The following is a 24,963-nucleotide window of genomic DNA, read 5'->3' as shown; positions in this document are numbered from 1 at the left end:
GCATTTTGCATGACCGGCCCGGACGGGCCGTGCAAAACGCGCGGTTCAACCGGCGCAGAGGGCAGGCAGCCGGCGTAGCATCAGCGCTGTGGCATTGGCGGTGAGCGCGGTGCCGTCGAGCTGTTCGCGACGTACCCATTTACAGGCGACGATCTCGTTGTCGGCCACCGCTTCGGTGTAGTCGTCGAACTGGGTGGTGAAGACGTGATGGACGATATTGCCCACTTCAACCGAGCACAATTGCAACAGCCCAAGGCAGCGCAGCCGGGTTTCTTCTTCGAGCTCACGGGCGGCAGCCTGTACCGGCTGCTCGCCGGCTTCGACCGTGCCACCGGGGAAGTTCCACTTGCCGCCTTTCTTGCGCACCAGCAACACCTTGCCGCTGCGCAGGCAGATGATAGTGGCCCTGGCCTTGTATCTGCGTTCCTTTCCTGACATGGGTGCAATCCTGTAAATCCGTGTTCTTTTTCCCGAGACTTGTTTACTTCCGGTCAGGTTCAATTAAACGTAGTCGAAGTCGAAAGCATCTGGCGTGCCAGCGAGGCCGCCGATCAGACCATTCATCATTTCCTACGGACTTTTACCCATGTCCCTGCGTGCCTTGCGAACCCTGGTCGCCATTGCCCAACACGGCTCGTTTGCCCGTGCCGCCGAGGCGGTGCACCTCACCCAGTCGGCGGTGAGCCTGCATATCCGCGGGCTGGAGGAGGAGTTCAACGCGCCGCTGTTCGACCGCTCGCGGCGCCTGCCGGTGCTGACCGAGGCCGGGCACCTGGCCCTGGAGCGGGCGCGGGAGATCCTGGCGCTGTACGACAGCATCGCGGCGGATCTTGGCGAGGACAGCGAGCTGCGCGGGCGCTTGCGGGTAGGCGCCATCCATACGGCGCTGGCGGGCATCCTGCCGGCGGCGCTGGCCGCGTTGAGCAGCGAGCATCCCCATCTTCGCGTCAACGTGCTGTCGGGGATGTCGGCGGAGCTGGCGACCCGGGTCGAGGCGGGGGAACTGGACGCGGCGGTCACCACCGAGCCGGTCAAGCCGCATCCTTATGGCCTGGTGAGCACGGTGCTGTACGAGGACGGCTTCTGGATCATCGCGCCGCGGCAACTGGCCGATATCGATTCGCGGACCTTGTTGCAGGAGCAGCCCTTCTTCCGCTTCGACCGCCGCGCCTGGGCCGGGCGCACCATCGAGCGCGAGCTGCGGCGCATGCGCCTGCGGGTGCGCACCACCATGGAACTGGATAGCCAGGAGGCGCTGATACGGATGGTCGCCAGCGGCCTGGGCGTGTCCATCGTGCCGTCGTCGGATCGGATGCTGCAGCGCATCGAGCATCTGGCCTACCGTCCTTTCGGTGATCCGCAGCGGACCCGCAAGGTGGTCCTGATCGAACGCGAGGATCGCCCCCGAGGCCGCCTGGCAGCGGCGCTGGCCCAGGCGATCCGCCGGCAGGCTGCACTGACCGATGAGTAAAACTTGAGGATGGCTCAATAATTCATCGTTTTTAATCAAGCGTTCAGGTCTTTATCGTGACGGTCATCTGCTGATCGTCCGGACCCTGCCATGACCCTCGCCCTGCTGCTCGCCCTCGTGCCCATTGCCCTGCTGATCGCGCTTGGCACCTGGTTGCGCAGCAGCCAGTTCATCGCCGATGCCTTCTGGCCCCAGGCCGAGCGCCTGGGCTACTACGTGCTGCTGCCGGCGCTGTTCGTGCATGGCCTGGCAACGGCGAAGCTGGACGGCGTGCCGGTGCTGGGCATGGCCCTGGCGCTGGTGTCATCCACGGTGCTGGTGGCGATGTTGCTGGTGCTGTCGCGGCGCTGTTTCGCGGTGAGTGATGCGGCGTTCACCTCGGTGTTCCAGGGTGGGGTGCGGTTCAACAACTACGTCGGCGTATCAGCGGCGGCGGGCTTGTTCGGCACCCAGGGCATCGCCCTGGCGGCGGTGGCCAACGCCGCCATCGTGCCGACGGTGAATATCCTCTGCGTGCTGGTGTTCGCCCGTTATGGCGCGGCGGGGCGCATGACCTGGAAAGGCGTGGCCCGGCAGATGGCCTTCAATCCGTTGTTGATGGCCTGCGCCGGCGGGGTCTTCCTGCATGCCACCGGGCTGGGCCTGCCGCCGGTGATCGAGCCACTGCTGAAGGCGCTGGGGCAGGCGTCATTGCCGCTGGGCCTGCTGTGCGTGGGCGCGGCGCTGGACCTGAAGGCGGCGCGCAGTTGGGTGCGGCCGGTGGGAATGTCGTCGGTGGCGAAGTTTGTGGTGATGCCGATGGTGACCCTGGCGGCCTGTCATCTGTTCGGGCTGAGTGGCGAGGCGGCGATCGCGGCGCTGCTGTTCCAGGCGCTGCCGACGGCTTCGTCGTCCTACATCATGGCCCGGCAACTGGGTGGGGATGCGCCGCTGATGGCAGGGATCATTGCCGGGCAGACGTTGCTGGCGGGGGTGGCCCTGCCGTTGGCCGTGAGCAGTCTGTTGCCGTGGATTTGAGGGTGTTCTCGAGGGCCCTATCGCTGGCTTGCCAGCGATGAGGCCCGGAAGAACACTACAAATCCTTCAGAAACTCCCGCGCAAGGTCAGCATGTAGTTGCGCGGCGCCCCGTACCAGTTGCCATAGGCGCTGCTCGCCACCGTCTGGTAATACTCCTTGTCGAACAGGTTGTTGCCATTGAGCGCAGCGGTCCAGTGTTCGTCGATGCGGTACTCGACCAGGGCATTCCAGATCGCGTAGCCGGCCTGGGTGTACTCGAAGCTGTTGGTGCTCGGGCTCAACGAGCCATCCTCGAGGCGTCGCTGCACGTTGCCAGTCACGTAGTTGCGGCTTTGGATGGTCGCGCCGCCGCCTACCTTCCAGTCGTTGAATTGCCCCGGCAACTGGTAGGTGGTGAAGAACTTGAACAGGTGCTTGGGCGTCTGGGTGCTGATCGGCGTACCGGCGCTGGCGTCGTCGCCGGTCTTGCGCTGTTCGTTGATGTTGAAGGTGTAGCCGGCGCTGACCTGCCAGCCTGGGGTCAGCTCGCCGCTGACTTCCAGGTCCAGGCCACGGCTGACGTTCTTGCCGCCCGCCACGTAGCAGCAGGCATTCGAGGTGCTGGCCTGGGAGTACACGTAGATCGCGTTGTTTTCCTGCTTGGTGTAGTACAGCGCGGCGGACAGGTTCAGGCGCCCGTCCAGCAGTTCGCCCTTGGTGCCCAGTTCGTAGGTGTCGCCTTCGATGGGGTCGAGGGGCGCGAAGTCGGCGCCGAGGGTTTCGATCTGCGGTTTGTAGATCTGCGCATAGCTGGTGTAGACCGACCATTGCGGATTCAGCGCGTAGACCAGGCCACCGTAGGGCGTGACGATGCCGCTGTCGTCACCGCCACCCTTGCTGTTGGTGCCGAACGACGGAACGATCGCCAGCAGGGTACTGGAGTAGTCCGAATAGCGCGCACCCAGCACGGCCTTGAGTGGGTCGGCCAGCTCCAGGCGGGTGGTGATGTAGGCGCCGTGCTTGCGTACGTTCCAGTCCGGGTACTCGTAGTACAGCGCCGGCTCGGCAGGCTTGGGCAGTGCGCCGATATCGGTGCTGAAGACATCCACCGGGATGCGCGAGGTCCATTCGCTGTGGTCGGCGTAGCTGCGGCGGATATCCGAGTAGTCCACGCCCATTACCAGTTCATGACGGCGGCCGAAGGCGTCGAAGGTGCCCTGCAGGTTGGCGTCGAACAGGTCCTGGTGGTTGTCGAAGTTGCGCACCACGCGCTGGAAGGTAGCGCCGGCGTTGGTATCGGGGTTCACCGGGTTGCTGGTTTCGCCCATGTCCTGCTCGGAGTCGAAGCGGATGCGGGTGAAGCTGCCGTTGACCTTCCAGTCGTCGCTGAAACGGTGGTCGAGCTTGAGGAAGGTTTCGGTGCGCTTGTAGTTGTTGGTCGACCAGTCGGCGGCCAGGGTCGCGCTGCGCGACAGGCCCAACGGGGCCCCGGTGCTGTAGCGCGGCATGCCGTTTTCCCAGTAGCCGTCCATGTCGCGCCACTCGTAGATGCCGCCGATGCTGACGGTGGTGTCCGGCGTGAGGTCGGCTTCGAGGGTGCCGTAGAGCACGTGCTTGTCGCTATCGGCGCCGTCGTAGAAGTAGCGCTTGTCCTCGACAGAGGCCGCCAGGCGCCCGCGCAGGGCGCCGTCGAAGCCCATCGGGCCGGTGACGTCGACTTCGCTGCGGTAGTTGTCCCAGCTGCCGGCGGAGGTGCTGATCTTCAACTGCGGTTCGGCCAGGGCGCGCTTGCGGACCAGGTTGATCGCGCCGCCGGGCTCGCCGGTGCCGCCGAACAGACCGTCGGAGCCGCGCAGCACTTCGATATGGTCGTAGGCGGTGGTATCGGCGAGGCTGTCGTAGGTCTGCTCGCGCATCGAAGGCGCGCCGCCGTCGACCTGGATATTGGTCAGGTTGAAGCCGCGGGAAAGGATCTTGGTGTTGGCGTCATTGCCGCCCACCAGGGTGATGCCCGGGGTCTGGTCGAGGGCCTGGGCCAGGTTGGTCATGGCCTGGTCTTCCATGCGCTGGCGGGTGATGACGGTCACCGACTGCGGGGTGTCCTTGAGGCTGTGGGCCATCTTGCCGCCGACCGTGACCGCGCCGCTGGTGTAGGACCCGGAGTTCTCGGTGTAGCCGCCCAGTTCGCCGGTGCCGACGATGCTGGTGGCGGAGAGTTGCAGGGTGCCGTCGTCGGGCAGGCGGTTGAGCAGGATCGCCTTTGGTCCGCTGAAGTCGAAACCCAGGCCGGTGCCGGCGAGCAGTTGCACGATCGCTTCGCTGGCAGTCATTTCACCGTTCACGCCCTTGCTGTTCACGTTCCGCGCCAGGTCGGCGGTGTAGCCGACCTGCCAGCCGGTCTCGCGGCTGAACTGGTTGAGGGCACTGGACAGCGGTTGCGCGGCGATGTCGAAGCGCTGGCGCAGCTCCTGTTGACTGCTGCTGGACGCTTGCGAGGCCGCCAGGATCTGGCCGCTGCCCAGGCAGACTGCCAGCGCCAGGGCGCTGTTGGCAAAGATGGTCTTGACGTTGAAGTGCTGCATGGAACCCTCATGAACAGGAATGATTTGCAACCGCGAATCACCTTGACGGGTTGAGGGTGGGGAACCCGTAAAAATTTTTTGGGATTTCTTGTGCTCAGTGAACCACCAGGATACCGCCGGGCAGACGGGCCAGTTGTGCGCCGGCCAGGCGGGTCAGGGCGGTGACCACGGTTTCGGGATCATCAAGACGGTAGTTGCCACTGACCCGCAACTTCCTGGCGTCCCCGAACAGCAGGATCGGCGCATGCCGCTCGCGGCCCAGTTCCTCCAGCACTTCGGCTAGCGGACGGTCCTGGAAGATCAGTCGGCCCTCGGTCCAGCCGTGCTGGTCGGCGCTGCCCCAGGGATGCAATTCACCCAGTTGCTCGCCACGCAGATGCTGCCAGGCACCCGGTCCGAGCAGGCTGGAATCGCCGCTGGCATTGCTCAGGCGTACACGACCTTCATCCACGGCCACCGCCACATCGTCATCACGCAAGCTGACGCTGAAGCGTGTACCGACCACCTCCACGCTGGCCTTGTCGGCCTTGATCCGCAGCGGGCGCTGGCTGTCGTGGGCGGCTTCGAGGTAGAGGTCGCCACGCAGCAGGCGCAGGGAACGCTGGCCGTTGTCGATCGTCGCGCTGACGGCGCTGTTGCTGCCCAGAAGCAGGTGCGAGCCATCGGGGAGGGTGATGCGCTGTTGTTCGCCGACGGCGGTGAGGTAGTCGGCTTGCAGGCGCAGGGGCAGGTCGCCGAACCAGGTGCCGAGGGCGAGGGTGATTGCGGCGGCAGTGGCCCAGCCGGTCCAGCGCCGGGCTTGTGGACGCCGTGTAGGGGTGAGGTCGCTTTCGAGATCGCGCAGCGCCTGTTCGAAACTGTCTGCCTGCCAGAGGTTTTCTACCCGGGCATAGGCTTCGGCGTGCTCCGGGCTGGCGTCGAGCCAGGCGAGAAAGGCCTGTTGCTGATCCTCGGACAGAGGCGCATCGAGGCTTCGGGTGAACCAGGCGAGGGCCTGTTCTTCGCAGGTTTCGGGCAGGTGGTGGACGCTCATCGCGACCCCCATTCGGTGCCCTTGAGGCAGGCGGCCAGGGCCATGCGCAAATCCTTTTCTACGGTGCTGAGCGAGATGTCCAAGCGGGCGGCGATGTCGCCCTGGGACAGGCCATGCAGGCGGTGGAGCAGGAGTATACGCTGCTGGCGCTCGGGCAGACGGCGCAGCACCGCCTGCAACTGGCGCAGTTGCTGCTGGCCCTGGACATGGGATTCGGGGCCGGGTTGCGGGGTGGGCACGGCGGCGAGCTGGGCATCGTCATCCGCGGCGCACTCGAAACGGCGCTTGCTGCGCTGGCTGCGCAAGTGGTCGAAGGCCAGGTGCTGGGCGGTCTGGTACAGGAAGGCCCGCAAGTGCTCGATCTGCCGACCCTGCATGGCCTGGGCCACGCGCAGGTAGGCTTCCTGGGCCAGGTCCTCGGCCAGGGTGGCGCAGCCCACCACCTTGGCCAGCATGCGCACCAGCACCGGTCGTTGGTCGACGAATAAAGCGTCCAGCTCGTGTTTGCCGACTCCCGGCTCCATGGCGCGTCTCCCCGTGCGAAGCGGGCGCATGGTAGCAGTGAATAAGAATTTTTCGCAATTGAGATTTTTGCGCGTCACTGCGGTGCTTCGGGGGTGGTCGCGGGAATGGCTAGAATGGGCGATTCGCCAGAGAGGACGCTGTCATGAATCCCGCCCCAACCGCACTTATCCGCGAAACCTTCCCCGTCGGCCCGCTGCAATGCAACTGCACCATCATCGGCGACCCCATCACCAAGAAAGCCATCGTCGTCGACCCGGGCGGCAACCCCGACCTGATCATGCAGAAGCTCGACGCCCATGGTCTGAAGGTGGTCAGCATCATCCACACCCACGCCCACCTCGATCACTTCCTCGCCTCCGGCCAGTTGAAGGAAAAGACCGGCGCGACCCTGCACCTGCACAAGGACGACCAGTTCCTCTGGGACAACCTGGAGATGCAGTGCCGCATGTTCGGCGTGCCCTATGTGCCGGTGCCGTCGCCGGACCGCTGGCTGGCGGATGACGAGGAGCTGGCCTGCGGTTGCGGCGTCGCGCTGCATACCCCCGGGCACACCCCGGGCTCGATGAGCTTCTGGTTCGCCGACGCCAAGCTGCTGATCGCCGGCGACACCCTGTTCCGCCGTGGCGTGGGCCGTACCGATTTGTGGGGTGGCGATCAGGCGACTATCGTTCGATCCATCAAACAGCGGCTGTATCGCCTCGATGAAGAGGCGACCGTGGTGGCCGGGCATGGCCCTGACACCCGTTTGGGCGAGGAAATGCGCGAGAACCCCTTCGTTCGGGCATGAGCCAAGGGAATTTTTCCTCGCCGCCGCACTCCAAGGCTGGTGGCGAACTCAAATCAGTTTGCCATCTACACGAATTTCGCAGGAGCTTGTCCATGTTCACCATGCGTCGCTTGATTATCGTCGCTACCGCCGCTGCCCTGATGACTGGCTGTGCCAGCCAGAACCCTTATGACAACCAGGGTCAGGCGCAGGGCTCCTCAGGGATGAGCAAGACCGCCAAGTACGGCGGCCTGGGCGCGCTGGCCGGTGCCATCGCCGGTGCCGCCATCGATCACAACAACCGTGGCAAGGGCGCGCTGATCGGCGCGGCGGCCGTGGGTGCCGCGGCCGCGGGCTACGGCTACTACGCCGACAAGCAGGAAGCCGAGTTGCGCGCGAGCATGGCCAATACCGGGGTGGAAGTGCAGCGTGAAGGCGATCAGATCAAGCTGATCATGCCGGGCAACATCACCTTCGCCACCGACTCGGCGAACATCGCCCCGAGCTTCTACTCGCCGCTGAACAACCTGGCGAACTCGTTCAAGCAGTTCAACCAGAACACCATCGAGGTGGTGGGCTTCACCGACAGCACCGGCAGCCGCCAGCACAACATGGACCTGTCGCAGCGCCGGGCGCAGGCAGTGAGCACCTACCTGACCTCGCAAGGCGTGGACGGGACCCGGGTGAGCGTGCGCGGCATGGGCCCTGACCAGCCGATCGCGAGCAACGCCGATGCCAACGGGCGGGCGCAGAACCGCCGGGTAGAAGTGAACCTGAAGCCGATTCCAGGGCAGAACTACCAGCAGTAATCTTTGCTGGCCTCATCGCCGGCAATGCCGACGCTATACCTGTGGGAGCCGGCGTTGCCGGCGATGAGGCCCTCAAGGTTTCAACGATTCAACTGCTCCAACCGCTGATCCTTCCTCTCCCACAACCGGTTGATCCACTGCTGGAACGCCACCCGGTATTCCTCGTCCTGGTCATAACTCTTGCCGAGAAACTCCTCCGGAATCGCCAGTTCCTCGAACTGCACGACGATCCGCCGCACCCGTCCGCAGAGCAGGTCCCAAAAGCCGGGCGCGCTGTCCGGATAGTGGATGGTGACGTCGATGATCGACTCCAGCTGTTCACCCATGGCATCCAGCACGAAGGCGATCCCGCCGGCCTTCGGCTTGAGCAAATGACGGAAGGGTGACCGCTGCTGGTCATGCTTGGCCCGGGTGAAGCGCGTGCCCTCGGCGAAGTTGAAGATCGCCGTCGGCTTGCCACGGAATTTCGCGCAGGTCCTGCGCGTGGTTTCCAGGTCCTTGCCACGTTTCTCCGGGTGCTTGTCCAGGTACGCCTTGCTGTAGCGCTTCATGAACGGAAAGCCCAGCGCCCACCAGGCCAGGCCGATCACCGGCACCCAGATCAGCACCTGCTTGAGGAAGAACTTCAGCGGGCGGATGCGCCGGTTCAGAACGTATTGCAGGACGAGGATATCCACCCAGCTCTGGTGATTGCTGGTGATCAGGTAGCTGTGCTGGTAGTCGAAGCCCTCCAGCCCCTCGACCTGCCAGCGGGTACGCCCGAGCAGTTTCATCCAGCCCTTGTTGTTGCTGATCCAGGCTTCGTGGATATGCCGCATGAGTTCGTCGGTGACCCGCTGCGCCGCCGCGAACGGCAGGCACAGCTTGACCAGGCTGACGATGAACAGCGGCGTGCAGCAGACCAGGGTGTTGAGCCCCAGCAGCAGGGCGGCGAGGGTGCCGCGCAGCTTGTCGGCCATGATTCAGAACTCCGCCGCGTGGCTGGCCTGGATCGCGGTGAGGGCGATGGTGTAGACGATGTCGTCCACCTGGGCCCCGCGCGGCAGGTCGTTCACCGGTTTGCGCAGGCCTTGCAGCATCGGCCCAAGGCTGACGCAGTCGGCGCTGCGCTGCACCGCCTTGTGCGTGGTGTTGCCGGTGTTCAGGTCAGGGAACACGAACACCGTGGCACGCCCGGCCACCGGGCTGTTGGGCGCCAGTTGCCGGGCGATGTCGCTGTTGGCGGCGGTGTCGTATTGCAACGGGCCGTCGATCTGCAGGGCGCGCTGGGTTTCCTGGGCGAGCAGGGTCGCCTCGCGGACCTTTTCCACTTCCTCGCCCGTGGCCGAGTCGCCGCTGGAGTAGCTGATCATCGCGACACGCGGGGTAATGCCGAAGGACTCGGCGGAGTCGGCGCTCTGCAGGGCGATTTCCGCCAGCTCGGCGGCGCTCGGGTGCGGGTTCATCACGCAATCACCGTACACCAGCACCTGCTCGGGGAAGAGCATGAAGAACACCGAGGACACCAGGCTGCAGCCCGGCGCGGTCTTGATCAACTGCAGGGCCGGACGAATGGTGTTGGCGGTGGAGTGGACCAGGCCGGAGACCAGGCCGTCGACTTCGTCCAGGGCCAGCATCATGGTGCCGATCACCACCGGGTCTTCCAGTTGCTGCTCGGCCATCGGCGCGTTCAGGCTCTTGCTCTTGCGCAGGCTGACCATAGGCTCGACGTAGCGCTCGCGGATCAGGTCCGGATCAAGGATCTCCAGGCCTTCCGGCAGGCTGATGCCCTGGGCCCGGGCCACGGCCTGGACGTCCTCCGGCTTGGCCAGCAGCACGCAGCGGGCGATGCCGCGGGCCTGGCAGATGGCGGCGGCCTGCACGGTCATGGGTTCGGCGCCTTCGGGCAGGACGATGCGCTTGTTCGCCGCCTGGGCCTGCTGGATCAGGCGGTAGCGGAACACCGCCGGCGACAGGCGCATTTCCCGTGGCGTGCCGCAGCGCTGGTTGAGCCAGTCGGCATCCAGGTGGCTGGCGACGAAGTCGGTGATGATCTCCGCCCGCTCGCGGTCGTCCACCGGGATTTCCTTGTTGAGCTGGTTGAGCTGGTTGGCGGTGTCGTAGGAGCCGGTGCTCACCGAGAGGATCGGCAGGCCGGCGAGCAGGGCGCCCTGGCACAACTCGAGGATGCGCGGGTCGGGCTTGCTGTCGCTGGTCAGCAGCAGGCCGGCCAGGGGCACGCCGTTGATCGCGGCGAGGCTGACGGCGAGGATGATGTCGTCGCGGTCGCCCGGGGTCACCACCAGGGTGCCGGGCTTGAGCAGCGGCACGGTATTGGCCACGGTGCGGGCGCAGAGAATGATCTTGTTCATGCGCCGGGTTTCGTAGTCGCCGGCGTTGAGCACCTGGGCGCCGAGCAGGTCGGCGACGTCACGGGTGCGCGGGTCGTTGAGCCCGGCCTGGAACGGGATGCAGCCGAGCAGGCGGAAGTCGCCGCTGCGCAGCAGGGGCGAGTGCTCGCGCAGGCGGCTGGCGAACTCGGCCATGCCCTCGTCGCTGCGCACCTTGTTGAGGATCACGCCGAGCACCTTTGGATCGCGCGGGCCGCCGAACAGCTGAGCCTGCAGTTCGACGCGGCCAGAGAGTTCGGCAAGCACGTCGTTTTCCGGCGCGGAGACCAGGATCACCTCGGCGTCGAGGCTCTTGGCCAGGTGCTGGTTGACCCGGGCGGCGTAGCTGGCGTGGCGGGTCGGGACCATGCCCTCGACCACCAGCACGTCCTTGTCGACGCAGGCCTGCTGGTAGAGGGTGATGATTTCTTCCAGCAGCTCGTCCAGTTGGCCTTCGCCGAGCATGCGCTCGACATGGGCCAGGCTCAGGGGCGTGGGCGGTTTCAGGCCGTGGGTGCGCGAGACCAGTTCGGTGGAGCGCTCCGGGCCGGTGTCACCGGGGTGCGGCTGGGCGATCGGCTTGAAGAAGCCGACCTTCAGGCCGGCCCGCTCCAGGGTGCGGACCAGGCCGAGGCTGATGGACGTCAGGCCGACGCCGAAGTCGGTCGGCGCGATGAAAAAAGTTTGCATGCGGACTTCTCGAATTGAGCGAGTGCAAAAAGCGTCAATTGCCAAGGGTATCGCTATCGGCCCCTTTCGCGCACCAGCCGCAGGCAAAAGCCTGGCCGATGCGGCGCTGGCGCTCGTCGGCGTCGAGCACCCAGGGCCGCGACTGCCAGGGCGGCTGGTGGCGCAGATGCTGGGTGTGGCCGCAAGACAGATCGACCACCCAATGGCCGTCTTCGTCCTGATGGAAACCCTCGATCCGGCTGACCCGTTTGTCCGGGTTGCGTTCGCTTTCGGCCGATGCGTTGGTTACACTTGGCCCTTCATACTTCTTATGCAAAAGGTCTCGCCCCATGCTGATCGCCGCCAACAAGGCTGTCTCCATCGACTATACCCTGACCAACGACGCCGGTGAGGTCATCGACAGCTCCGCCGGCGGCGCGCCGCTGGTGTATCTGCACGGCGCCGCCAACATCATCCCGGGCCTGGAAAAAGCCCTGGAAGGCAAGGGCGTCGGCGAAGAGCTGGACGTCACCATCGAGCCGGAAGACGCCTACGGCGAATACCTGGCCGAGCTGGTCAGCACCCTGAACCGCAGCATGTTCGAAGGTGTCGACCAACTGGAAGTCGGCATGCAGTTCCACGCTTCGGCGCCGGACGGCCAGATGCAGATCGTCACCATTCGTGACCTGGACGGCGACGACGTCACCGTCGACGGCAACCACCCACTGGCTGGCCAGCGCCTGAACTTCAAGGTGAAAGTGGTCAACGTGCGTGACGCCAGCGAAGAAGAAATCGCCCATGGCCACGTCCATGGCGAAGGTGGCCATCACCACTGATTTTCTGCGCTAAGCTCAGAGAGTCGCGAAGGCGCCTTGTCCTTCCGTCGTGCAGTCCCGCAAGGGCGCATGCGGCAGGCCAGGCGCCTTTTTAGTGGGCCGCGTTCGTGGTCGGCCGCCGGGATGACCGGGATCCGTCGTAGAGGGGAGTACGTCATGAGTGCATTTCACGACCTGAAACTGCAAGCGCTGAACGGCCAGGACCTGTCGCTGGCACCGTTCAAGGGCCAGGTGGTGCTGGTGGTCAATGTCGCCTCCAAATGTGGCCTGACGCCGCAGTACGCGGCGCTGGAAAATCTCCATCAGCAATACAAGGCCAAGGGCTTCAGCGTGCTGGGCCTGCCGTGCAACCAGTTTGCCGGGCAGGAGCCGGGCAGCGAGGAAGAGATCGCTCAGTTCTGCAGCCTCAACTATGGGGTGAGCTTCCCGCTGGGGGGCAAGCTGGAGGTCAACGGCGCGCACCGGCATCCGCTGTATCGCCTGCTGGCGGGCGAGGGCGCGGAGTTTCCCGGGGATATCACCTGGAACTTCGAGAAGTTCCTGGTGGGCAAGGACGGGCGGGTGCTGGCCCGGTTTTCGCCGCGGACCGCGCCGGATGATCCGGCGGTGGTGCAGGCGATCGAGAAGGCATTGGCCTGATTTCCTTGCTGGCCTTTCGGGCCTCATCGCTGGCAAGCCAGCTCCCACAAGGACCGCGTGCACCGCGAAACCTGTGGGAGCTGGCTTGCCAGCGATGAGGCCCGGAAGAACAACACAAAATCTTTGCTCCCCAATCACCCGGATCAATAGTACTCGTCCCCCCACCTCACCCATCCTATGCTCAGGCGCCTTTCATCCCGAGGAGCGCCACATGTCCGCCACCGCACTGTTCACGCCTTTCCAACTGGGCGCCCTGGAACTGCCGACCCGCGTGGTCATGGCCCCGATGACCCGCACCTTCTGCCCCGGCGGCGTGCCTCATGCCAAGGTGGTCGACTACTACCGTCGCCGCGCTGCCGCCGGTGTCGGCCTGATCATCACCGAGGGCACCACCGTCGACCACAAGGCCGCCAACGGCTACCCCAACGTTCCGCGCTTCCACGGTGAAGACGCCCTGGCCGGCTGGAAAAAGGTGGTCGACGCCGTCCACGCCGAGGGCGGGCGCATCGTGCCGCAACTGTGGCACGTGGGCATGGTCCGTCGCCTCGGCACCGAGCCGGACGCCAGCGTCCCGGGCTACGGCCCGAGTGAGAAACTCAAGGACGACCAGGTGGTGGTCCATGGCATGACCCGCGAGGATATCCAGGCCGTCATCGCCGCCTTCGCCCAGGCCGCCAAGGACGCCCAGGCCATCGGCATGGACGGCGTCGAGATCCACGGCGCCCACGGCTACCTGATCGACCAGTTCTTCTGGGAGGCCAGCAACCGTCGCGATGACGAGTACGGCGGTGACCTCGCCGGCCGCTCGCGTTTCGCCATCGAGCTGATCCAGGCGGTCCGCGCCGCCGTCGGCCCGGACTTCCCGATCATCTTCCGCTTCTCCCAGTGGAAACAGCAGGACTACAGCGCGCGCCTGGTCACCACCCCGGAAGCCCTGGGCGATTTCCTCAAGCCGCTGGCCGAGGCCGGCGTGGATATCTTCCACTGCTCGACCCGACGCTTCTGGGAGCCGGAGTTCGAGGGCTCGCCCCTGAACCTGGCCGGCTGGACCCGTCAGCTCACTGGCAAGCCGACCATCACCGTCGGTAGTGTCGGCCTGGATGGCGAGTTCCTGCAGTTCATGGTCGATACCGACAAGGTGGCGCAACCGGCCAGCCTGGAAAACCTGCTGCAACGCCTCGACGCCGAGGAGTTCGACCTGGTGGCGGTAGGGCGTGCGCTGCTGGTGGATCCGCAGTGGGCGGCCAAGGTACGTGACGGCCGCGAGGGCGAGATCCTGCCGTTCAGCCGTGAGGCGCTGACGAGCCTGGTTTGACCAGCAGCCCTGGCCCGCTTTTGACGGCGGGCTCGGGCCGCAGTGGTTCGCAGGCGCTGCGCAGGTGTTCCTCGAACTGCTCGACGATCGCCGGCCAGCCCTGGCGGCTGGCGTGCTGGCGGGCATTGAGGCGAACCCGGCGCAGGGTCTCGCCGTCTTCCAGCAGCCAGCAGGCGGCATCGATAAAGGCTGCGGCATCGCCCGGCATCGCCAGCGCGCCGTTGTGGCCGTGGCGGATATGCTGGGCTGCTGCGGCCTCGTCGTAAGCGACCACGCCCAGTCCTGAAGACAGCGCTTCCAGCACCACGTTGCCGAAGGTTTCGGTCAGGCTCGGAAACAGGAAGATGTCACCGCTGGCATAGTGCCTGGCCAGTTGTTCACCACGCTGCGGACCGCAGAAGATGGCGTCCGGCAGTTGCGCCTGCAAGGCCGCCCACTGCGGGCCGTCGCCAACGATCACCAGGCGCATGCGCTGCTTCGGATATTTGCGTTGCAACTCCTCCAGGGTGCGCCCGAGCATGCCCAGGTTCTTTTCCGCTGCCAGCCGTCCGACATAGAGCAAGGCGATATCGTCAGGGCCCAACCCCCACTGTTCGCGCAGCGCCGGATTGCGTCGCGCCGGGTTGAACAGGCAACTGTCGACACCCCGCGAAAGCAGGGCCAGACGCTCGAAACCGCGCCGTTCCAGGGACAGGCGCTGGCTAGGGCTCGGCACCAGGGTGCTGTGGGTACGGTGGTGGAACCAGCGCAGGTAGTTGGTCAGTGCCCGGGCCAGCAGGCCGAGGCCGTACTGGTTGGAGTACTGCTGGAAATTGGTGTGGAAGCCGCTGACCACGGTGATCCCCAGGCGCCGGGCGGCGCGCAGGGCGCTCAGGCCCAGCGGGCCTTCGGTGGCGATGTAGAGCACGTCCGGGCGATCCCGGCGCCAGCGCCGCAACAGCTTGTGCATCGACACCTGGCCCCACTGCAACCCCGGATAGCCCGGCAGCGGCCAACCGCGACAGAGCAACTGGTCGGCGTTGGTCTGCCCGGGCGGATCGTCGTTCTGGCGCGGCCGCACCAGTTCCACTCGGTGGCCGCGCTGGCGCAGGCCGTCGCTGAGGCGGCCAAGGGTGTTGGCCACGCCGTTGATTTCCGGTGGGAAGGTTTCACTGATAAGGGTGATGTGCAGCGGGAGTGTCGTCATGGTGCCCAGTCTCCGGCGGGCAAATGGCGCCTGGATGACGCGCGGGTGACAACTGCATGACGCCCGATATCCGGCATTTTTTGCGATCAAATATTCCGCTTTTATTGCTCAAGAATGACACCCCGCCAGCCGATGCATTGGGCATTCCCCGATGACGATAGCGCTCCAGGAGAGCGGTGATGTTCAACAGCAAACTGAAGAAAGAAAACGAAGAACTGCGTGAAAGACTGCTGAGCCTGGAACAGGTCAAGGACAGCCTGGACAGCGAGATGCTGGTCCTGCAACTGGACCCGAGCGGGCGCATCGAGTCGGCGAACATCAATTTCGAGAAGGAGATGGGCTGGAGCAGTTCGCAACTGGTCGGCCGGTCTATCGAGGAGATCGTTCCGGCCCACGTCAAGCCGCTGGATTTCTACCAGCGCATGAAGCAGGCCATCGCCCGTGGCGAACACCTCAACGGCGCCTTCCGCCTGCTGCGTGGCAACGGTGAAGAAGCCTGGCTGCGCTCGATCCTGCAACCGGTCAAGGACGGTAACGGGCGCATCAAGTACTTCACCATGCACTCCAGCGACCTGACCCGGACCATCGAGACCTCCCGCGAGCACGAGAGCCTGATCAAGGCGCTGATGCGTTCCACGGCGGTGATCGAGTTCAACCTCAATGGCGAAGTGCTGTCGGCCAACGACCGTTTCCTGCGCACCATGGGCTACAGCCTTGAACAGGTACGCGGCAAACACCACCGCATGTTCTGCGAGCCGGAAGAGTACAACTCTGCCGAGTACCAGGCGTTCTGGGACAAGCTGCGCCGGGGCGAATTCATCGCCGAGCGTTTCAAGCGCGTCGATGCCCATGGCCGCACCGTCTGGCTGGAGGCCTCGTACAACCCGATCATCGATGCCCATGACGTGCTCTACAAGGTCGTCAAGTTCGCCACCGTGATCACCGAGCAGGTGAACCAGGAAAACGCCGTCGCCCAGGCGGCCGACATCGCCTACACCAACTCCCTGGCCACTGACACCAGCGCACGTCGTGCCACCGAGGTGGTGACCCAGACCGTCGATGTGATGCGTGGCCTGGAGTCCTACATGCAGGACGCCGCCAACGGCATCCAGGCGCTGGACAAGCAGTCCCAGGTGATCGGCTCGATCATCAAGACCATCAGCGACATCGCCGGGCAGACCAACCTGCTGGCGCTCAACGCCGCCATTGAAGCGGCCCGTGCCGGCGAGCAGGGCCGTGGTTTCGCCGTGGTCGCCGACGAAGTCCGCCAACTGGCTTCGCGCACCAGCACCGCCACCGAGGAAATCGCCCGGGTGGTGCAGCAGAACGAGCAACTGGCCAAGGCCGCGGTGGACATCATCGACAGCAGCAAGCGCCAGGCCGAGCAGGGGTTGGAGCTGGCGGGGCAGACCGGGACGGTGATTACCGAAATCCAGGATGGCGCGCAGAAGGTGGTGAATGCGGTGGGGCAGTTCTCCAATCAGTTGAGGTGAGCTGCAAGCCATAAGCCGCAAGCCATAAGACAAAAGCAGACCCAGCGATGGCCGGCTTTTTCTTATGACTTGCGGCTTGAAGCTTGCAGCTGTTCGATCAGCGAATCCGCAACAACCGGTCCAGCGACCATCGTCCACCGCCCCGTGCGATCAGCAGCAACAGCAATCCGGCCCAGGTCAGATGCGTCGGCCAGGTATCCGGATAGACGAAGATCTCGATCACCAGGGTCATGCCCAGCAAGGCCAGCGCCGCGCCACGGGTGAACAACCCCAGGACCAGCAACAGCGGAAACAGATGCTCGGCGTAGGTCGCCAGGTAGGCCGCCAGGTGCGGCGGGACCAGCGGCAGCATGTACTCGCTGCGAAACAGTTCGAAGGTGCCCGGGGTCAGGGTCAGCAGGCCCTCGACCTTGGTGCGCCCGGACAGGAAGAACACCCCGGCGATGGCCAGGCGCGCGACCAGGCTCAGGACGGAGTCGTCGAGCAGCCGTTGCGCCGCGTCGGCCATACGGTTGTAGAGCGAGCGCGAACAATGCGGGGTGGTTTGACTGATATCCATGACGGACTCCTTCAATCGAGCGCCAGAGGGCGGAACGCCCGGGCGCGCAGCAGGCGTCCGAGCAGGTCGGTGAAATCGAGGTCGGGCCGGATCGCCAGGGCCCGGGACGAGGCGTGATCGAGGGTGTCGCCGGCGGCGCAGGCGTCGAGGAATGCGCACCCTGCTGGCTCCAGTGCCTGATGGGCGACGCCGTCCGGGTCACCGACCAGCAGCGCGCCCTCGCCCTGCCACGGCACCTGGTCGTGCCAGTCCAGCCCCTCGCGGTTGTAGTGCCAGAGGCTGTAGACCGGGTGGGTTTTACACCAGCGCCAGCGCACCGAACGGCGTGGCATCAGGTTCAGGTTGGCCAGGTCGCTGGCGGTGATGCCGGTGAGTGCAGCGAGGTCGAGTGCCGGGTCGTCAGGTGCGCAGAAGGCGCTCAGCCAGTCGTGATCGAGGCGGGCCACGTCGGCCAGCCAGGGCAGTTCGACAAGGTTGGGCAGGGCGGCGAGCCAGGCCGGGAAGTTCGCCCCGTACAACACCAGTCGTGCATCCTCGGGTGGCGAAGCCAATGCATAGGCGCTGGCTGCCGCGTGCATCCAGTCGCTGCCGACCAGGCGTTCGACACTGGGGAAGTTGGCGCACAGCGCATCGACATAGCCCTTCAGCACCGTGTTGCGGTACACCGCGAATGCCGGCTGGGCGGTCAGGTCGAGCAACGCAGGGGCCGGGCGCTGGTAAAGCGCTGCGACGAAGGCGTCCTGGAACTCTCCAAGTTTCATGAGCGTCGCTCCGCTTGATCGAGAAGGCGCTGGGCCGTCTCGCGTTCGCCCAGCAGTTCGCCGAAGGCGGGAATGGCATCGTCGCGCTCGATCAGGGTCGGACGCGGGCCGATGCGCTGGATCAGTTGTCGGTACAGCGCCCAGACCGGCTCGGCAACGGCCGCGGCATGGGAGTCGATCAGCAGGTTGCCGGTATCGTCGTCGCTGAAACCGGCCAGATGGATTTCGGCGACCAGCGCCGCAGGCACTCGCTCCAGCCAGGCGCTGGCGCTGTAGCCGAGATTGTGGGCGCTGACATGGACGTTGTTGACGTCCAGCAGCAGGGCACAGCCGGTACGCCGGGCGAGTTCGCCGAGGAAGTCGACCTCGTCCCAGTCGTGCCCGTCCAGACGCAGGTAATGGCTGGGGTTTTCCACGGCGATACGCCGGCCCAGCGCCTCCTGGGTGCGCTGGACGTTGTCGGCGATACGCCCCAGCGCCTCGTTGGTGCGTGGAAAGGGCAGCAGGTCCGGATGATAGGTGCCGCGCCAGGCCGACCAGGCCAGGTGCTCGGAAACCAGCAGCGGATCGAGCAGGTCCACCAGGTCGCGAAGACGGCCCAGATGTGCTTCATCCGGGGCTGCATCCGCTGCCAGGGACAGCGAGACCCCGTGCAGCGACAGCGGATGACGTTCGCCGATCCGCTGCAGCCAGGCACGACGCGGACCGCCGACCATGTAGTTTTCCGGATGGACCTCGAACCACAGGCCCGGGGCCGTGCAGGCCAGGGCTTCGGCGTAATGCTCCGCCTTGAGGCCGAGGCCTGCGCCGATGTGCTTGCACGGGTTCATGGCCGGCGCTCCGGGTCAGGACTTCAGCGGGGTCAGCGAGCCCATGCCGTTGGGCGTCTTGATCGAGGTGCAGGTGCCGGCGGGGACGTTCTTCCAGGCATTGCCCTGATAGTCCCTCTTCGCCGTACCGGCGCAGGTGGTGCCGGCACCGGCCTTGCAATCGTTCTTGCCGGCCATGGCCACGCCGTAGCATTTCTCCATGGCCGGGGCCTGGGTCTTTGTGTCGTCGGCATGCACGGTACCGGCCAGGGCAGCGAGGGCGAGGGCAGCGGTGGCAAGGGTGAGGTTGTTCATGGTGCAGTCTCCACAGGGTTGGATGGCCGCGGTGATTTACCGCCGGCTCGTGGAGTAATTCGCCGGGGAATCGGCAACGGTTACAGCGGATCGAAAATTTTTTTGAGATTCCTTCTGCGCTCTCCTAATGTTCCACCCCGAGCCGTGTTTCCCGGCGACTGGAAAATAAATCTCCCCATGGGTGTAACCTGGCAGGCCAATGCAACGAACTGGTTCATATGAGGTGCTGAGCGAGCGCGAGGCGCAGTTGCGGACCCTGCTGCTGCAGGGGATGGCCGGCGATGCGTTGGCCTACCGCGAATTCCTCGCGGCCCTGGCCATCCACTTGCGTGGGTTCCTGCGCCGACGACTCGGGCAGCGCCCGGAGGAGGTCGAAGACCTGCTGCAGGAGGTGCTGCTGGCGGTGCACAATGCCCGCCATACCTATCAGGCGGAGCAGCCGCTGACTGCCTGGGTGCAAGCCATTGCCCGCTACAAGCTGGCCGATCATTTCCGCGGCTTTGCCCGTCGGGATGCCTTGCATGATCCGCTGGGCGAAGAGGACGCACTGTTCGGCGAAGGCGATGAAGAGGCGAGCGATGCCCGTCGTGACCTCAACAAGCTGCTGGAGCAGTTGCCCGAGCGTCAGCGCCTGCCGATCCTCCACGTCAAGGTCGAGGGCCTGTCGGTGGAAGAGACGGCGCGCCTGACCGGGCTGTCCGGCTCGGCCGTCAAGGTCGGCATTCACCGCGGGCTGAAGGCGCTGGCGGGCATGATTCGAGGGAAGCCTAACGATGAAGACCGATGAACTGATCAACCTGCTGGCCAGCGGCGAGGGCCCGGTGCAGCGCCATGCCGTGCTGCGCCGCATGGGGCTTGCCCTGCTGGGCGGAACGCTTCTCGCGCTGTTGCTGGTGGCAAGTCTGTATGGCGTGCGCAGCGACCTTGCGCAGGTCGCGCCGACACCGCTGTTCTGGGGCAAGGTGGCCTTGCCGGGCAGTCTGGCGCTGCTGGCAATCTGGCTGAATCAGCGGTTGTCGCGACCGGGAGTGAAGGGCGGAGCGATCTGGGTACTGCTGGCCTTGCCGGTGCTGCTGGTCTGGCTCGGGGCCGCGTTGAGTCTTGCCGATGCTGCGCCGCAGGCCCGGGCCGCACTGATCTTCGGCAGTACCTGGCGCACCTGTGCATTGAATATCGGGCTGTTGTCGGTGCCGACCTTCATCGCGGTGTTCTGGGCGTTGCGCGGCCTGGCACCAACCCGTTTGCGCCAGGCTGGCGCGGCAGGCGGCCTGCTGGCGGGCAGCACGGCAACACTCGCCTATTGCCTGCATTGCCCGGAGATGGGCATTCCGTTCTGGGGGATCTGGTACTTGCTCGGCATGCTGCTGCCCACCTTGATCGGCGCGGCCCTGGGGCCGCGCCTGTTGCGCTGGTAGTCAGCGTCCGTCGCGTTCGCGCACCCAGAACAGGGTCGCCCCCGCCACCGCCGCCGGCATCATCAGGATATTCACGAACGGCACCAGCAGCGCTACATAGGTGATCCCGCCGAAACTCAGGCTCTGCCAGCGCTTGGCGCGCAGCCAGGCGAGCATGTCCTGCCAGCTCATCTTGTTGTTGTCCGCCGGGTAGTCGATGTACTGGATCGCCATCATCCACACCCCGAACAGCAGCCACAGCGGCGCAGCAACGATGTTCACCACCGGAATGAACGAGAGGATGAACAGGCCCAGGGCCCGTGGCAGGAAGTAGCCGAGCTTGCGCATCTCACGGCCGAAGGTGCGCGGCACCATGGCCACCAGCTCGCCCCAACTGAAGGGCGGGAAGTCGTCCTTGCCACGCACCACCACCTCGACCTTTTCCGCGAGGAAGCCGTTGAACGGCGCGGCGATGATGTTGGCCAGCAGGGTGAAGCTGAAGAACACCATCAACACCACCAGCACCACGAACAGCGGCCAGAGCACATAGGTGAGGAAGCTCAGCCAGCTCGGCAGGGTCGGCATCAGGGCATCGACCCACAGGGCGAACTGATGCCCGGCCAGGTAGATCAGGCCAACGAACAACAGCAGGTTGATGGCCAGCGGCAGCAGCACGAAAAGCCGCAGGCCGGGGCTGAGGACCAGCTTCAGGCCCTCGCGCAGGTATTGCGGGCCGGACAGAACAGGGGCTTGCATAGAAGGCTCCGGGAGGGAAAACGCGCCGACCTTACCGAGTTTGTCGGCGCGACGAAAGCCGCGCAGGGGCGGCGAAACGGGGTGTAACAAATCCTCTGGAGGATAGGTCATAGGCAAAGACCGGGACCTTCAGAGCCTGTATAGAGCCAGTCTATAAGGTGGATTGTTTAAGGATATTTCCTTAATCTTCGGGCTCTCGCTACAGTGCGCACATTCTTTTTCAACGCCTTCGAATCCACGGTTCTCAAGGAGTTCCCATGAGCATTCTGGTCAACAAGCAAGCCCCTGATTTCGACGCTGCAGCGGTACTGGGCGACGGTTCGATCGTCGACAGCTTCAAGCTCTCGTCCCTGCGCGGCAAATACGTCGTGCTGTTCTTCTGGCCGCTGGACTTCACCTTTGTCTGCCCGTCGGAAATCATCGCCCACAACAACCGCATGTCGCGCTTCCGCGAGCTGGGTGTGGAAGTGGTCGGCGTCTCCATCGACTCGCAGTTCACCCACCACGCCTGGCGCAGCACGCCGGTGGAGAAGGGTGGCATCGGCGCGGTGGAATTCACCATGGTCGCCGACGTCAAGCACGAGATCACCCGCGCCTACGGCGTCGAGCACGATGATGGCGTGGCCCTGCGTGCTTCGTTCCTGATCGACCAGCAAGGCGTGGTGCAGCACCAGGTGGTGAACAACCTGCCGCTCGGTCGCGAAGTGGACGAAATGATCCGTCTGGTCGAAGCCTTGCAATTTACCGAGCAACATGGCGAAGTCTGCCCCGCCGGCTGGCGTCCGGGCCAGAAAGGCATGAAGGCTGACGCCCAGGGTGTCGCCGATTACCTGGCGGAAAACGCCAAGAGCCTGTAAGGCCTGCGCCGCAACGGTTTTCAGAACCTGTCGCGATAGGTCTTCCCCAAGGCTCGGCAGGTTCTTTTTTATTCTTCGGGGCTGGCAATCATTCAGCGCCAGCCCGACAGGAGCGTGTCATGTCCGAAGTACGTCATTCCCGCGTCATCATCCTGGGCTCCGGCCCTGCCGGTTACAGCGCTGCCGTCTATGCGGCCCGTGCCAACCTCAAGCCACTGCTGATCACCGGCATGCAGGCGGGCGGCCAGCTGACCACCACCACCGAAGTCGACAACTGGCCGGGCGACCCCCATGGCCTGACCGGCCCGGCGCTGATGCAGCGCATGCAGGAGCACGCCGAGCGTTTCGAAACCGAAATCGTCTTCGACCACATCAATGAAGTGGCCCTGCAGCAGAAGCCGTTCACTCTCAAGGGCGACAACGGTACCTACACCTGCGACGCACTGATCATCGCCACCGGTGCCAGCGCCCGCTACCTGGGCCTGCCGTCGGAAGAAACCTTCATGGGCAAGGGCGTTTCCGCCTGCGCTACCTGCGACGGTTTCTTCTATCGCAACAAGCCGGTCGCCGTGGTCGGTGGTGGCAACACCGCTGTCGAGGAAGCCCTGTACCTGGCTAACATCGCCAGCAAGGTGACCCTGATCCACCGTCGCGAAACCTTCCGCGCCGAGAAGATCCTGATCGACAAGCTGCACGCCCGGGTTGCCGAAGGCAAGATCGAGCTGAAACTCAACGCCACCCTGGACGAAGTCCTGGGCGACAACATGGGTGTCACCGGTGCGCGCCTGAAGAACAACGACGGCAGCTTCGACGAGATCAAGGTCGACGGCGTGTTCATCGCCATTGGCCACACCCCGAACACCTCGCTGTTCGAAGGCCAGCTGGAGCTGAAGGACGGCTACATGGTTGTGGCCGGCGGCCGTGAAGGCAACGCCACCGCCACCAACATCGAAGGCGTGTTCGCCGCTGGCGACGTGGCTGACCACGTCTACCGCCAGGCGATCACCTCGGCCGGTGCCGGCTGCATGGCCGCACTGGACGTCGAGCGCTACCTCGACGGCCTGCAGAACGCTTCGTTCTGACCTGACGCAAAAAAGCCGCGAAGGGCCTCCGGGCCCTTCGCGGCTTTTTCATTTCTGCGCAGGTCTTCAGTACACCCGCTCAAGCCCCGCCGCCGTCTCCTTGCCGCGCTTGCGGCAGACCACGATGCCTATCAGCGATACCGCCATCGCCAACGCCAGGGTGCTGGTCGCCTCGGCGCGATGCTCCGGGGTCACCACTAGCACTGCCAGCGCCGCCGAGATGAACAGGATCACGCCGTAGGTCAGCCAGGGGAACAGCCACATCTTCAGCACCAGTGCATCGCCATGCAGGCGGCGCATGCGCAGTTGCGAGATGGCGATCGCCAGGTACACCAGCAGGGCGATGGCGCCGGAGCTGGACAGCAGGAAGTCGAACAGGCTGGCCGGGGCGAAGTGGTTCAGCGCGGCGATGAAGGCGCCGACTGCCGCTGTGACCAGTACCGCCGTGCGCGGTACGCCGTTGCGAGAGGTGCGTGCGGCAGCAGCTGGTGCATCGTTGCGCCGGGCCAGAGAGTAGAGCATGCGCGAGGCGATATAGATCGACGAGTTCATGCAACTGGTCACCGCCACCAGCACCACCAGGTCGACGATCAGCTTGGCGTGGGGCACGTCGAGCAGTTCCAGGGCGCGCTGGTAGGACCCGACCGTGGCCAGTTGCGGATCGCTCCAGGGCACCACGGAAATCACCACCATGATCGACAGCAGGTAGAACACCCCGATGCGCCAGATCACCGAGCGGGTGGCCTTGGCGATATTGCGTGACGGCTCGCCGGATTCGGCGGCGGCGATGGTCACCGACTCGGTACCGATGAAGCTGAACATGATGGTGATGAAGGCACCGACCACGGCAGTCATGCCGTTGGGGGCGAAGCCGCCGTGCTCCTTCATCACGTTGAACAGCCCGGCGCCTTCGTGGTTGGGTACCCAGCCGGTCAGGGCAGCGGCGCCGAAGCCGATGAACAGGACGATGGCGGTGACCTTGAGCAGGGCGAACCAGAACTCGAACTCGCCGTACTTGGCCACGCCGAACAGGTTGGTGATGCTCAGCAGCACCACCGAGGCCAGGGCGTAGATCCAGCTGTCGATGCCGGGGAACCACTGGTTGAGGATGTAACCGGCGGCCAGCGCTTCGATCGGCACCACCAACACCCAGAACCACCAGTACAGCCAGCCGATGGTAAAGCCGGCCCAGCCGCCGATGGCTTTCTCGGCGTAGGTGGAGAAGGAGCCGGTGTCGGGATTGGCCACGGCCATTTCGCCGAGCATGCGCATGACCAGCACCACCAGGGTGCCGGCAGCCAGGTAGGCGAGGATCACGGCGGGGCCGGCGGCGGCGATGGCGTGGCCGGAACCGACGAAGAGTCCGGCGCCGATGATCCCGGCGATGGACAGCATGGTGACGTGGCGCGGCTTGAAACCGGCGGACAGTTGTCCACCGTGGGAGGCATTCGGGCTCGACATACTCTGCTCTTGTTGGAAGGGAGTTAACGGGGCAGAGACAAAGCAGCGACGCTCAAGGGACGTGCCTCTACGCGTGTCGTTATGCGCCGGGTCAGGCGGTCCGGCGGAGCTACCTTACCGCGAGGCGGGGCGGGCAAATTGACCCGGTTGCGGCTTGGGGCTTTCCGATTGCGACATGGAACAGGCGTGCAGAAAACCCTGTGGGAGCTGGCTTGCCAGCGATGAGGCCAGCCTGAGCAATGATGTTGTCAGGTCGGGCCCTATCGCTGGCAAGCCAGC

The 24,963-nt window shown here is 65.1% G+C and carries 26 protein-coding genes; 12 read left to right on the top strand and 14 right to left on the bottom strand.

Features of this window, described 5'->3' with window-relative positions:
- Positions 1–45 precede the first annotated feature (45 nt).
- Positions 46–438 carry an NUDIX hydrolase gene (locus PSEMO_RS00370; RefSeq protein ID WP_075801225.1) on the bottom strand — a complete coding sequence of 131 codons (393 nt, stop codon included), beginning with the start codon at positions 436–438 and terminating at the stop codon, positions 46–48.
- 148 nt (positions 439–586) lie between these two features.
- Between PSEMO_RS00370 and PSEMO_RS00365 the strand changes: the two genes are divergently transcribed.
- Positions 587–1,471, top strand: coding sequence for a LysR substrate-binding domain-containing protein (locus tag PSEMO_RS00365; protein ID WP_075801224.1), 885 nt, complete (start codon positions 587–589; stop codon positions 1,469–1,471).
- 90 nt (positions 1,472–1,561) lie between these two features.
- On the top strand, positions 1,562–2,488 hold the full coding sequence (locus PSEMO_RS00360; RefSeq protein ID WP_075801223.1) for an AEC family transporter: 927 nt from the start codon (positions 1,562–1,564) through the stop codon (positions 2,486–2,488).
- 66 nt (positions 2,489–2,554) lie between these two features.
- On the opposite strand, the gene PSEMO_RS00355 is transcribed toward PSEMO_RS00360, so the two are convergent.
- The 3 genes from PSEMO_RS00355 to PSEMO_RS00345 form a co-directional block, all read right to left on the bottom strand.
- Positions 2,555–5,050 (bottom strand): TonB-dependent siderophore receptor, encoded by a 2,496-nt coding sequence (locus PSEMO_RS00355; protein WP_075801222.1) that lies wholly within the window; start codon positions 5,048–5,050, stop codon positions 2,555–2,557.
- 94 nt (positions 5,051–5,144) lie between these two features.
- On the bottom strand, positions 5,145–6,083 hold the full coding sequence (locus PSEMO_RS00350) for a FecR family protein (protein ID WP_075801221.1): 939 nt from the start codon (positions 6,081–6,083) through the stop codon (positions 5,145–5,147).
- Complete coding sequence (locus PSEMO_RS00345; RefSeq protein ID WP_075801220.1) at positions 6,080–6,607, bottom strand: RNA polymerase sigma factor; 528 nt, start codon at positions 6,605–6,607, stop codon at positions 6,080–6,082. Before PSEMO_RS00345 ends, PSEMO_RS00350 begins: the two co-directional genes overlap by 4 nt.
- Before the next feature lie 143 nt (positions 6,608–6,750).
- Here PSEMO_RS00345 and PSEMO_RS00340 point away from each other — a divergent pair, with 143 nt between their 5' ends.
- The gene (locus PSEMO_RS00340; RefSeq protein ID WP_075801219.1) at positions 6,751–7,395 is read left to right on the top strand and encodes an MBL fold metallo-hydrolase; all 645 of its coding nucleotides are present in this window, start codon (positions 6,751–6,753) and stop codon (positions 7,393–7,395) included.
- Positions 7,396–7,487: 92 nt separating this feature from the next.
- The gene (locus PSEMO_RS00335) at positions 7,488–8,183 is read left to right on the top strand and encodes an OmpA family protein (protein ID WP_075801218.1); all 696 of its coding nucleotides are present in this window, start codon (positions 7,488–7,490) and stop codon (positions 8,181–8,183) included.
- A gap of 80 nt (positions 8,184–8,263) precedes the next feature.
- On the opposite strand, the gene PSEMO_RS00330 is transcribed toward PSEMO_RS00335, so the two are convergent.
- From PSEMO_RS00330 to PSEMO_RS00320, 3 genes are read right to left on the bottom strand one after another with little or no spacing between them, the layout of a single operon-like run.
- Entirely contained in the window at positions 8,264–9,142 is an 879-nt protein-coding gene (locus tag PSEMO_RS00330) for an acyltransferase (RefSeq protein ID WP_075801217.1), read from the bottom strand.
- A gap of 3 nt (positions 9,143–9,145) precedes the next feature.
- A complete protein-coding gene (gene pta / locus PSEMO_RS00325) occupies positions 9,146–11,242 on the bottom strand; it encodes a phosphate acetyltransferase (protein ID WP_075801216.1) in 2,097 nt (698 codons plus the stop codon).
- A gap of 34 nt (positions 11,243–11,276) precedes the next feature.
- On the bottom strand, positions 11,277–11,603 hold the full coding sequence (locus tag PSEMO_RS00320) for a DUF3565 domain-containing protein (protein ID WP_075801293.1): 327 nt from the start codon (positions 11,601–11,603) through the stop codon (positions 11,277–11,279).
- On the opposite strand from PSEMO_RS00320, the gene PSEMO_RS00315 reads away from it, so the two are divergent.
- The 3 genes from PSEMO_RS00315 (at position 11,572) to PSEMO_RS00305 (ending at position 14,011) form a co-directional block, all read left to right on the top strand.
- Positions 11,572–12,057, top strand: coding sequence for an FKBP-type peptidyl-prolyl cis-trans isomerase (locus PSEMO_RS00315; RefSeq protein WP_075801215.1), 486 nt, complete (start codon positions 11,572–11,574; stop codon positions 12,055–12,057). The two genes, PSEMO_RS00320 and PSEMO_RS00315, sit on opposite strands and share 32 nt — an antisense overlap.
- 156 nt (positions 12,058–12,213) lie before the next feature.
- Entirely contained in the window at positions 12,214–12,696 is a 483-nt protein-coding gene (locus PSEMO_RS00310) for a glutathione peroxidase (RefSeq protein ID WP_075801214.1), read from the top strand.
- Positions 12,697–12,907: 211 nt separating this feature from the next.
- Positions 12,908–14,011 carry an NADH:flavin oxidoreductase gene (locus PSEMO_RS00305; RefSeq protein ID WP_075801213.1) on the top strand — a complete coding sequence of 368 codons (1,104 nt, stop codon included), beginning with the start codon at positions 12,908–12,910 and terminating at the stop codon, positions 14,009–14,011.
- Here the strand turns inward: PSEMO_RS00305 and PSEMO_RS00300 are convergent.
- Positions 13,980–15,197 (bottom strand): glycosyltransferase family 4 protein, encoded by a 1,218-nt coding sequence (locus PSEMO_RS00300; protein WP_075801212.1) that lies wholly within the window; start codon positions 15,195–15,197, stop codon positions 13,980–13,982. The genes PSEMO_RS00305 and PSEMO_RS00300 overlap by 32 nt on opposite strands.
- 179 nt (positions 15,198–15,376) lie before the next feature.
- Here PSEMO_RS00300 and PSEMO_RS00295 point away from each other — a divergent pair, with 179 nt between their 5' ends.
- Positions 15,377–16,690, top strand: coding sequence for a methyl-accepting chemotaxis protein (locus PSEMO_RS00295; protein ID WP_075801211.1), 1,314 nt, complete (start codon positions 15,377–15,379; stop codon positions 16,688–16,690).
- A 97-nt stretch (positions 16,691–16,787) separates the two neighbouring features.
- Here the strand turns inward: PSEMO_RS00295 and PSEMO_RS00290 are convergent, their stop codons facing one another.
- Genes PSEMO_RS00290 through PSEMO_RS00275 form a run of 4 tightly spaced genes read right to left on the bottom strand, consistent with a single transcriptional unit; the run spans position 16,788 to position 19,134 of the window.
- Positions 16,788–17,249, bottom strand: a complete 462-nt coding sequence (locus PSEMO_RS00290) for a DoxX family protein (RefSeq protein ID WP_075801210.1) — start codon at positions 17,247–17,249, stop codon at positions 16,788–16,790.
- Positions 17,250–17,260: 11 nt separating this feature from the next.
- Entirely contained in the window at positions 17,261–18,010 is a 750-nt protein-coding gene (locus tag PSEMO_RS00285) for an HvfC/BufC N-terminal domain-containing protein (protein ID WP_075801209.1), read from the bottom strand.
- Positions 18,007–18,840, bottom strand: coding sequence for an MNIO family bufferin maturase (gene bufB, locus PSEMO_RS00280; RefSeq protein ID WP_075801208.1), 834 nt, complete (start codon positions 18,838–18,840; stop codon positions 18,007–18,009). Before bufB ends, PSEMO_RS00285 begins: the two co-directional genes overlap by 4 nt.
- 15 nt (positions 18,841–18,855) lie before the next feature.
- On the bottom strand, positions 18,856–19,134 hold the full coding sequence (locus tag PSEMO_RS00275) for a BufA1 family periplasmic bufferin-type metallophore (RefSeq protein ID WP_075801207.1): 279 nt from the start codon (positions 19,132–19,134) through the stop codon (positions 18,856–18,858).
- Between the two features lie 199 nt (positions 19,135–19,333).
- On the opposite strand from PSEMO_RS00275, the gene PSEMO_RS00270 reads away from it, so the two are divergent.
- Complete coding sequence (locus PSEMO_RS00270; RefSeq protein ID WP_075801206.1) at positions 19,334–19,921, top strand: sigma-70 family RNA polymerase sigma factor; 588 nt, start codon at positions 19,334–19,336, stop codon at positions 19,919–19,921.
- Entirely contained in the window at positions 19,908–20,549 is a 642-nt protein-coding gene (locus PSEMO_RS00265) for a DUF1109 domain-containing protein (RefSeq protein WP_075801205.1), read from the top strand. The genes PSEMO_RS00270 and PSEMO_RS00265 overlap by 14 nt, the downstream gene beginning before the upstream one ends.
- On the opposite strand, the gene cysZ is transcribed toward PSEMO_RS00265, so the two are convergent.
- A complete protein-coding gene (gene cysZ, locus PSEMO_RS00260) occupies positions 20,550–21,284 on the bottom strand; it encodes a sulfate transporter CysZ (RefSeq protein WP_075801204.1) in 735 nt (244 codons plus the stop codon).
- Between the two features lie 257 nt (positions 21,285–21,541).
- On the opposite strand from cysZ, the gene PSEMO_RS00255 reads away from it, so the two are divergent.
- Both PSEMO_RS00255 and trxB read left to right on the top strand, forming a co-directional pair.
- Positions 21,542–22,141, top strand: a complete 600-nt coding sequence (locus PSEMO_RS00255; RefSeq protein ID WP_042120946.1) for a peroxiredoxin — start codon at positions 21,542–21,544, stop codon at positions 22,139–22,141.
- A 119-nt stretch (positions 22,142–22,260) separates the two neighbouring features.
- Positions 22,261–23,223, top strand: a complete 963-nt coding sequence (gene trxB, locus PSEMO_RS00250) for a thioredoxin-disulfide reductase (RefSeq protein ID WP_075801203.1) — start codon at positions 22,261–22,263, stop codon at positions 23,221–23,223.
- Between the two features lie 66 nt (positions 23,224–23,289).
- On the opposite strand, the gene PSEMO_RS00245 is transcribed toward trxB, so the two are convergent.
- Complete coding sequence (locus PSEMO_RS00245) at positions 23,290–24,684, bottom strand: amino acid permease (protein WP_075801202.1); 1,395 nt, start codon at positions 24,682–24,684, stop codon at positions 23,290–23,292.
- Between the last annotated feature and the right edge of the window lie 279 nt (positions 24,685–24,963).

Source organism: Pseudomonas putida, from assembly GCF_001941965.1.
Taxonomy (GTDB): domain Bacteria; phylum Pseudomonadota; class Gammaproteobacteria; order Pseudomonadales; family Pseudomonadaceae; genus Aquipseudomonas; species Aquipseudomonas putida_L.
This window is presented reverse-complemented; position numbering and strand designations above follow the sequence as displayed.